The sequence below is a fragment of the Henriciella sp. genome (assembly GCF_049649345.1).
Taxonomy (GTDB): Bacteria; Pseudomonadota; Alphaproteobacteria; order Caulobacterales; family Hyphomonadaceae; genus Henriciella.
In genome coordinates this window covers 1-5,058 of record NZ_JBARZC010000530.1, presented here as the reverse complement: position 1 = coordinate 5,058, position 5,058 = coordinate 1, and the positions used below count along the sequence as shown (strand labels likewise).

The window sequence follows — 5,058 nt, the reverse complement described above, 5'->3', positions numbered from 1 at the left end:
CCATTGATGGCTGTGTCGATCTCGAGGCTGGCGCGGGTTGCCGGATCGATGGCGAGCCCTGCGCCTGTCTCGCTGCGCTGCGGCGGGTCCAGCCGGATCTCGGCGCCGGCCTGGGTGAGGCTGAGATAGTCGAGCAACAGGCCAGCTGCCGACAGCTCTGCCCGCGAAAACTCGCCGAACGCATCGAGGGCTGCGACCTTGTAGGTCGCTTTGAGCGCGGCTTCACCCGCCTTGGGCGAGGCTGCCTGTTTGGGCCGGCGCGTCAGCGGCGTGCGGAAAGCCGACAGCGCAAGCCGCACCAGCGGGCGAGCTTCGTCCTCTTCAGTGACGAGCAGCTCGCGCATGGGCAGAGCCGAGAGATGATCGCCCAGCGCTTCGGGTGCGACCGCGCGGATTTCGAACGCACCGGTCGAGACGTCGCAGGCGGCGATTGCCGCATCCGCCCCGCCGGAGGCAAAACCGATGGCGACAAGCGCCTGGGACTGGCGGGCCGGCAATATGGTGTCTTCGGTAATCGTGCCGGGCGTGACGATGCGCACCACGTCGCGGTTCACGATCGCCTTGGAGCCGCGCTTTTTCGCTTCGGCCGGGCTTTCTGTCTGTTCGCAGACGGCGACGCGTTCGCCGGATTTGATCAGCCGGGCGAGATAGGCTTCTGCGGCGTGATAGGGCACGCCTGCCATCGGGATCGGCTTGCCCTCATGCTCGCCGCGCGCCGTGAGCGTAATATCGAGGATTTCAGAGGCGCGCACAGCATCCTCGAAAAACAGCTCGTAAAAGTCGCCCATGCGGAAAAAGAGGAGCGCGCCTTCATGCTTCGACTTGATGTCGAGATACTGCGCCATGAAAGGCGTCGGGGCCTTTGCGGCGCTCGGAGCGGACTGGGTGTCAGGCATTGCGCACCTCTTGTAGCGGATTCGGGCACGTCTTGCGCAATCGAAATTCGCACGTCTTGCCGGGTTGTCGGGGTTTACGGACCAGCTTAGACACGAGCGCACAGAACCATAAGCGTTTAGAAGGCCCGCAGTCATGACGTCAAAGCGTCCAACATTCACCGACAAGGAAGCGCTCGACTTCCACAGCCAGCCGCGTCCCGGCAAACTTTCCATCGCACCCACCAAGCCGATGGCGACCCAGCGGGACCTGTCGCTCGCCTACAGTCCGGGTGTCGCGGTTCCTGTAAAAGCTATCGCAGAAGACCCGGATCTCGCCTATGAGTATACCTCCAAGGGCAATATGGTCGCGGTGATCTCCAACGGGACGGCCATTCTCGGCCTCGGCGATCTCGGCGCGATGGCCTCCAAGCCAGTGATGGAGGGCAAGTCAGTCCTCTTCAAACGCTTTGCCGACGTCGACTCGATCGATGTCGAGGTGCAGACGACCGATACAGAAGAATTCATCACGACGGTGCGCAATATTGGCGAGACCTGGGGCGGCATCAATCTGGAAGACATCGGCTCGCCTGAATGCTTCATCATCGAAAGCCGGCTGCGTGAGGATCTCGACGTTCCGGTCTTCCATGATGACCAGCACGGCACGGCGATCATCGCGGCGGCCGGCATCATCAATGCCTGCCACATTACCGGGCGGGAACTGAAAGACATCAAGGTGGCCGTGTCGGGGGCCGGGGCTGCGGGCCTCTCCTGCGCCGGTCTGATCCGCCATCTCGGCGTGCAGGCCGAGAATATCCTGATGTGCGACTCCACGGGCGTCGTCTATGAAGGCCGCACCAATAAGATGGACCAGTTCAAGTCTGCCTATGCGGTCGCAACCGACAAGCGCACGCTGGCAGAAGCCATGGAAGGCGCCGACGTTGTGCTCGGCCTGTCCGTGGCCGGCGCGATCACCAAGGAAATGGTCGCCAGCATGGCGCCCAATCCGATCATCTTCGCCATGGCCAATCCGGACCCCGAGATCACGCCGGAAGACATCAAATCGGTGCGCGATGATGCGATCATTGCGACGGGCCGATCGGACTATCCCAACCAGGTCAATAACGTTCTCGGCTTTCCCTACATCTTCCGCGGGGCGCTCGATGTGCGTGCGCGCGGTATCAATGAAGAGATGAAGGTCGCCGCTGCCCGGGCGCTTGCCGAGCTTGCCCGCGAGGACGTGCCGGACGAGGTTGCCGCAGCCTATCACGGCTCGCGTCCGCAATTCGGCAAGGACTATATTATCCCGACGCCGTTCGACCCGCGCCTGATCAGCTTCGTGCCGCCTTTTGTTGCCCAGGCCGCAATGGATACCGGCGTCGCGCGCAAGCCGATCAAGGATATGGACGAGTATCGCCGCAGCCTGGCGCGCCGTCTCGATCCGACCGCCTCCTTCATCCAGGGCGTGCAGGCCTATGTCCGCGAGAAGCAGCCGCGCATCGTGTTTGCAGAGGGCGAGGAGCCGTCCGTCGTGCGCGCGGCCTATACGTTCAAGAACCAGGGCCTTGGCCAGCCAATCCTGATCGGCCGCGAAGATCAGGTCACCCGCAGCATGCAGCAGATGGGTGTGCCGGAAGGCTCGCTCGACATCATCAATGCGCGCCTGTCTGACCGGAACCCGGAATATACCGATTATCTCTATGACCGGCTGAAACGGCAGGGCTTCCTGCGCCGCGATGCCCAGCGCCTCGTCAATCAGGACCGCAACGTGTTCGGCTCCTGCATGCTGAAATTCGGCGATGCGGACGGCATGATCACGGGCGTGACCCGCAATTACGATGTCGCCCTGAAAGACGTGCAGGCCGTGCTCGACCCGATCCCGGGCAAGCAGGTCATCGGCATGTCCATGGTGATCAATCAGGGCAAGACGATCTTCATCGCCGACACCTCGATTACAGAGCTGCCTGTCGCTGAGGATCTGGTCGGCATCGCCTGTGAGGCGGCCGATTCAGTCAGAAGCCTCGGCTTTATCCCGCGCGTCGCTTTCGTGTCCTATTCGACCTTCGGCAATCCGATGGGCGAGCGGGCCGAGAAAGTTCGCGAAGCGGTCGCCATGCTCGATGCGCGCGATGATATCGATTTCGAATATGAAGGCGATGTCGGCGTCGATGTGGCGATGAATCCCGGCCACAAGCTGCTTTATCCGTTCTCGCGCCTGTCCGACGCGGCCAATGTGCTGGTCATGCCGGCCATCCACTCTGCCGCGATCGCGACCAAGCTGCTCACCTCAATGAGCCGCGCGACCGTGATCGGGCCGATCCTGCTCGGCTTTGAAAAGCCGATCCAGATCGCCTCGCTCGGCGCGACCGTGTCGGATATCGTGAACCTTGCCACCTTCGCCGCCTTCGACATCGACAAGCTGGTGCACAACAAGGCCTAGGACTTTGCCGGCACGGGGCCTTCCGGTGCCGGCACCTCGTCTGCCCCGGCCTCGTCCTCGAAGAGCCTCACGCCTTTGGCGTTTTCCGGTCCGTACCGCATCACGAACAGGATGAGGGCAATCGGCGGCAGGGTGTAGAGCGCTGTCACGGTGAAGAAGCCGGCCCAGCCGATCGTCTCCGACAGCGGCCCCGACGTCGTCGTCGCTGCAAGCTTGCAGAAAAAGGAATAGGCCGAGCTGAGGAGCGCATACTGGGTCGCCGCAAACTTCCGGTCGGCGAGCGACGACATATAGGCGATAAAGACTGACCCGACATAGCCTGCGGCCAGATTGTCCGCGACAATCACACCCATCAGCGCCCACACGCTGGGCGTATTCACGACAGCGCCTTCCGGCGGAGCTACGCCTGCAGACACAGCATTCGCCACGACATCAAGGTCCGGCCCGGCCAGCAGGGCGAGGGCAGCGAACGCGCCATTCGTCAGCAATGTAATCACGCCGCCCGCGATCAAGGCTGGCATGAGGCTGTAGCGCACAGCGACAAAGCCGCCGACAAACCCGCCCACAATGATCGGCCACGGCCCGAGAATGCCCTGGATCCAGCCAACGGTTTCGCGCGAATAGCCAAGGTCGACATAGAACGGGCTTGCCATGACACCCATCGTGAAATCGCTGATCCGGTAGAGCGTGACGATGCCGGCAACGGGAATGACCCAGATGCCGAACTTGCGGACCAGCTGCCAGAAAGGCTCGACGACAGCGTCCTTCACCTTGCCAGCAAAGGATTTGGTCTCGTCCTTCAGGCGCTCGGTGCGTTCCGGCTCTGACACGAAGAAGATGATGATGGCGCCGATCGTCAGCATGACGACGGCCATCAGCGCATAGGCGAAATGCCAGCTGGTAGACCCGGCAATCACCATGCCGAAGCCCGCAAACATGATGGCGAAGCGGTAACCGAGATTATAGACCGCCGCCATATTGGCCTGCTCGTCATTGGGCGCGGACTCGATGCGCCAGGCATCCACGGCAATGTCGAGTGTGGCCCCTGAAAACGCCAGGACCAGCGCACCGACGACGACAGGGCCGAGCGCGACGGCCGGGTCTGTCGAACTGATCAGGAACAGGCCAAGCGCTGTTCCGCAAATGGCCAGGACCATCCAGCTGCGCCTCTGGCCGAGGAGGTGCCTGAGGCCGGGCAGCTGGATCCTGTCGACCACGGGGGCCCACAGGAATTTCAGGGAATAAGCAAAGGAAACGGCATAAAGACCGCCAATGGATGCGCGGTCGATACCCGATTCCCGCAGCCAGAATGACAGCTTCGAAAACACCATCATCAGCGGCAGGCCGGACGCGAAGCCGAGCACCAGCATGAAAGCCATGGTCGGCTTCAGGTAGGATTTGAAGGAGGACTTCAGCGTTTCCTTGCGCCGGTCTTCTGCTGCGCTGTCTGCGCCGCTCATGCTGCGCCTGATTTGCGGCTGGTCCAGTCTGTGGCGAGGCGGCGGAGCGCTTCGGCGTCGAGCGGCTTGGCGGCGACGCCATCAGCCCCGGCAGCGCGGGCGCGGCGTTCGATGTCAGGATTGATCTCTGCGGATATGGCTATGATCGGCATGGTGTGTCCGGCGCTCCTCAAGCTCTTCATCGCCTCATATCCATCCATGATCGGCATGCGCAGATCCATAAGGATGAGGACAGGCTTCAGCCGCGTTGCGGTATCGACCGCTTCGCGGCCCGTCGAGGCGACAC

At 62.4% G+C, this 5,058-nt stretch carries 3 protein-coding genes and 1 pseudogene; 1 reads left to right on the top strand and 3 read right to left on the bottom strand.

The genetic code is table 11. The features are described from left to right. Nucleotides 1-896 (bottom strand): annotated as a pseudogene (locus WA989_RS14605) (DNA mismatch repair protein MutS); the annotation flags it as partial. A 133-nt stretch (nucleotides 897-1,029) separates the two neighbouring features. Between WA989_RS14605 and WA989_RS14600 the strand changes: the two are divergent. Next, nucleotides 1,030-3,312, top strand: coding sequence for an NADP-dependent malic enzyme (locus WA989_RS14600; protein ID WP_424341214.1), 2,283 nt, complete (start codon nucleotides 1,030-1,032; stop codon nucleotides 3,310-3,312). On the opposite strand, the gene WA989_RS14595 is transcribed toward WA989_RS14600, so the two are convergent. After that, a complete protein-coding gene (locus WA989_RS14595) occupies nucleotides 3,309-4,772 on the bottom strand; it encodes an AmpG family muropeptide MFS transporter (protein ID WP_424341213.1) in 1,464 nt (487 codons plus the stop codon). The genes WA989_RS14600 and WA989_RS14595 overlap by 4 nt on opposite strands. Beyond that, nucleotides 4,769-5,058 (bottom strand): response regulator (locus WA989_RS14590; RefSeq protein ID WP_424341212.1); only part of this gene is annotated, 290 nt, incomplete at its 5' end. The genes WA989_RS14595 and WA989_RS14590, both read right to left, overlap by 4 nt.

Bases quoted from the DNA above. Each gene is read 5' to 3' on its own strand.
- WA989_RS14600 (WP_424341214.1), top strand. From the start codon at position 1,030: ATGACGTCAAAGCGTCCAACATTCACCGACAAGGAAGCGCTCGACTTC.
- WA989_RS14595 (WP_424341213.1), bottom strand. From the start codon at position 4,772: ATGAGCGGCGCAGACAGCGCAGCAGAAGACCGGCGCAAGGAAACGCTG.